Here is a 2,830-nt window from a genome sequence, read left to right as displayed (position 1 = left end):
GCGCCTGCAGTTTCTTTGACATAACTCCATCCTCGCTTCCAAGGTAAAGAGTCTCCAAGAATCCCAGGGCGATACAATCTCGTCTCAGACCAACAATCGCGTTAGGGCCCGGGGGGCACCCAGGAACGTCTCTGTCGCGTGCGTGACCGGCTTTGCATCCTGAAACGCCGGCTCTTCCGCTCAGCCACCCCGGGCCAACCCCCAGCCTACGCCCAACCACCAGCCCCCGGCCCAGCCGGAAGACCAAACGCGCCCAAAAACCCCCTTGACAACCAAACAGGCATCGATCCCTGATACTCGGGTGAATGGGCGTTCATGTACTCGATCTGGTGATAGGGGTTCAGAAGCCACGCCGTTACATGTAACATTGGTGGATGGCTCCACCACAGAACGACCCGTCCGTATCACGGCGGGTGGAAAATTACCGGAAGCGAATGAGGGAGCAGGGAATGCGACCAATCCAATTGTGGGTGTCCGATGTCCGCTCTCCAGGTTTCGCCGCCGAGGCGCACCGTCAATCCGTCGCCGTCACAGCTAGTGAGCACGCCGCCGACGACCAGGCGTTCATCGACGCGCTCAGCCTTGACGACAAGTGAGGCGCGCAGAGATCTGGATGGCCGCAGGCGGGAGTGGGTATAAAGGCAAACCTCGCCCGGTAGTCATCATCCAGGATGATCGCTTCGACGCTACCGACTCGGTGACCGTGTGTACCTTCACCACTGATCCGACCGAAGCACCGTTGATTCGGCTCCCTGTCGTGCCCGACGATCACAACGGTCTGCGAGAGGCCAGCAGCTTGATGGTCGACAAGGTGACGACCGTGCCCCGCTCCAAACTCGGCGAACGAATCGGCCGCCTAGCCGACCAGGACATGGTCAGGCTCGGACGTGCAGTGGTTGTGTTCTTCGGTCTCGCCGGCAACTGACCGATACGCACCGCACGCAGCAGTGCCGTTCGGGGTTCGTGGCGCAGCGTCCGCCTACGAAGCTCTTGCGCTGGCTCGGCCGGAGAAGGTGTCGGTCTGCTTGACGGGTTCGAAGCCGACGCTCAGGTAGAGATGACTCGACGCCGGGTTGTCCGGTTCGAAGACGATCTTGATGCGCTCTGCGCCGGCCTCGGCAAGCAAATCGATTCCGGTCGTGAGTACGTGCCGGGCAAGTCCTCGTTGCTGGTGATCGTCTTCGGTGCGCATGGGTTCGACGACACCCGTGGCGGTCTCGGGGTCGTACCAGAACAGACCCCTCGCGGCGTGGTTGTCGGCGCGGTCAAGAACGAGCAGATCGAGATCGGAGCGGTACAGCGATGTTTGAAGCAAACGCTGCTCTACGTCTGGTCCGTTTCGTTCGATCATATGATGCGGCCGCCGCGTGGTGTCGAGGCGACTGAGCAACCGATAGCCGTCGTGCAGCGGGCTGATCCCTGGCCGAGCGTCTGCAGCCAGCCACGACTCGACCAAACCTTCCTCCTTGATGGCGAAGCCATGGCCGGCCAACACCTCACGCATCACGTCATCGGAACGGTCGACCTCGAGTTGGGCGGTTTGAATCCCGGACTCACCGGCGTGAGCAAGCCCGCGCTCGACGACATGTGCAACCCAATCGGGAGTTGCGTCGGGCATGACGATCGGGTCAAGACCTATCCAGTCGTGCCATTCGGTGACGATCACTGCAGCTTCCGGGCGACCGAGGTCATCGAACCAGAACAGCTGGGGGAAATGGTCGGTCGAGCGCGGGGTTTCACCCACCACCATTGCAGCTCGGCGGCTTCGTACAGCCCTTTCGTGGGGTGGACGCGGCGGCCTCGCTGCAGGAGCGCCGTCACAGCTTCCAGGTAATGAACACCAACCCGATGCTGTTCTTGCATTGCTCGCATTTCTCGAACCTACCGCGTCGAGATTGCCCGAACACACCCGAGTACGGGTATGAGGCGAGTCGCACATGATCTGCGCTTCATCGCCGTCAGGTCCGAGCCGCGATGGTTTCCGCAATGAAACCGGCGTCCTCGTCGATGCCGTAGATGATCCCCGACTTGCGCGAGTGCAGCCACGGAAACCCGAGGAAGTAGATCCCGGGAACGGGGGAGATCCCTCTCTTGTGGATGGGCCGTCCATTCTGGTCCGTTACGCGAGCATGGATCCAGCCGAAGTCGGCTGTGAATCCGGTGCACCAGATAACCGATCCGACGCCGGCCTCCAAAAGGTCCAGCGCTGTGATCCCCGACTCGGCGACTTCCGGGCCGGCGGGCTCGTCGTTGGGATCATCCTCGATCGGCCCGGCGCCAACGCCGTTGGAGGAGATCCAATCCTCGATCATTCTGGTGAACTCCGCCGAGCGCTCGTCGGCGAAGGCGATGTGTTCTGCCAGGGAGCCGTCCGTCTTCAGCACGCCATCTTCAACATCGCTGAGGCGGCCCATCAGATGCACCCCGTCACGGGCCATCGACTGCAGGCTAAGGGTGCTCCCCAACCGTCCCACCCCGGACACCTGCGGCTGGGCGGCGAACTGCATCGCAGGATCCGGAAGCCCTTCAACCGGAACGTCCCAGAACCCCATGTCTTCCCCCCATTCCACGACGTCCCGTTGTCGATACCTCCGGCGGAGACGTCCCACCTTGCTGGTGCAGAGGTAGACGTCTCGGCCGGCGTTGACCAGGTCAACGGATATCTGACATCCCGACTGTCTGTCAAGGGCCATCTTGATGTCCTCGCTGGTGGCCATCGGCGGTCCTCGCTGGTGGCCAAGAAAGGTCCTCGTGTTCTAGGTGGCTGCCGAAAAAGTGGCTTTCGGTGAGGTTGGTTGGCGGCGGGCCAGTCGTGGGTGATGCCGGAGAC

The 2,830-nt window shown here is 62.0% G+C and carries 4 protein-coding genes; 2 read left to right on the top strand and 2 right to left on the bottom strand.

Going from position 1 to position 2,830, the window contains the following annotated elements:
- The first annotated feature begins 374 nt into the window (after window positions 1–374).
- Window positions 375–596 (top strand): antitoxin MazE family protein, encoded by a 222-nt coding sequence (locus P1T08_18635; GenBank protein ID MDF1598090.1) that lies wholly within the window; start codon window positions 375–377, stop codon window positions 594–596.
- The gene (locus P1T08_18630; protein MDF1598089.1) at window positions 593–925 is read left to right on the top strand and encodes a type II toxin-antitoxin system PemK/MazF family toxin; all 333 of its coding nucleotides are present in this window, start codon (window positions 593–595) and stop codon (window positions 923–925) included. The genes P1T08_18635 and P1T08_18630 overlap by 4 nt, the downstream gene beginning before the upstream one ends.
- Before the next feature lie 54 nt (window positions 926–979).
- Here the strand turns inward: P1T08_18630 and P1T08_18625 are convergent, their stop codons facing one another.
- Together P1T08_18625 and P1T08_18620 are read right to left on the bottom strand one after the other, a co-directional pair.
- Window positions 980–1,744 (bottom strand): GNAT family N-acetyltransferase, encoded by a 765-nt coding sequence (locus P1T08_18625; GenBank protein ID MDF1598088.1) that lies wholly within the window; start codon window positions 1,742–1,744, stop codon window positions 980–982.
- A gap of 214 nt (window positions 1,745–1,958) precedes the next feature.
- Window positions 1,959–2,717: a hypothetical protein gene (locus P1T08_18620; GenBank protein ID MDF1598087.1), complete on the bottom strand. Its 759-nt coding sequence runs from the start codon at window positions 2,715–2,717 to the stop codon at window positions 1,959–1,961.
- Window positions 2,718–2,830: the final 113 nt, after the last annotated feature.

It is taken from the genome of Acidimicrobiia bacterium, assembly GCA_029210695.1.
Lineage (GTDB): Bacteria > Actinomycetota > Acidimicrobiia > Spongiisociales > JAHEDJ01 > JAHEDJ01.
This window is presented reverse-complemented; position numbering and strand designations above follow the sequence as displayed.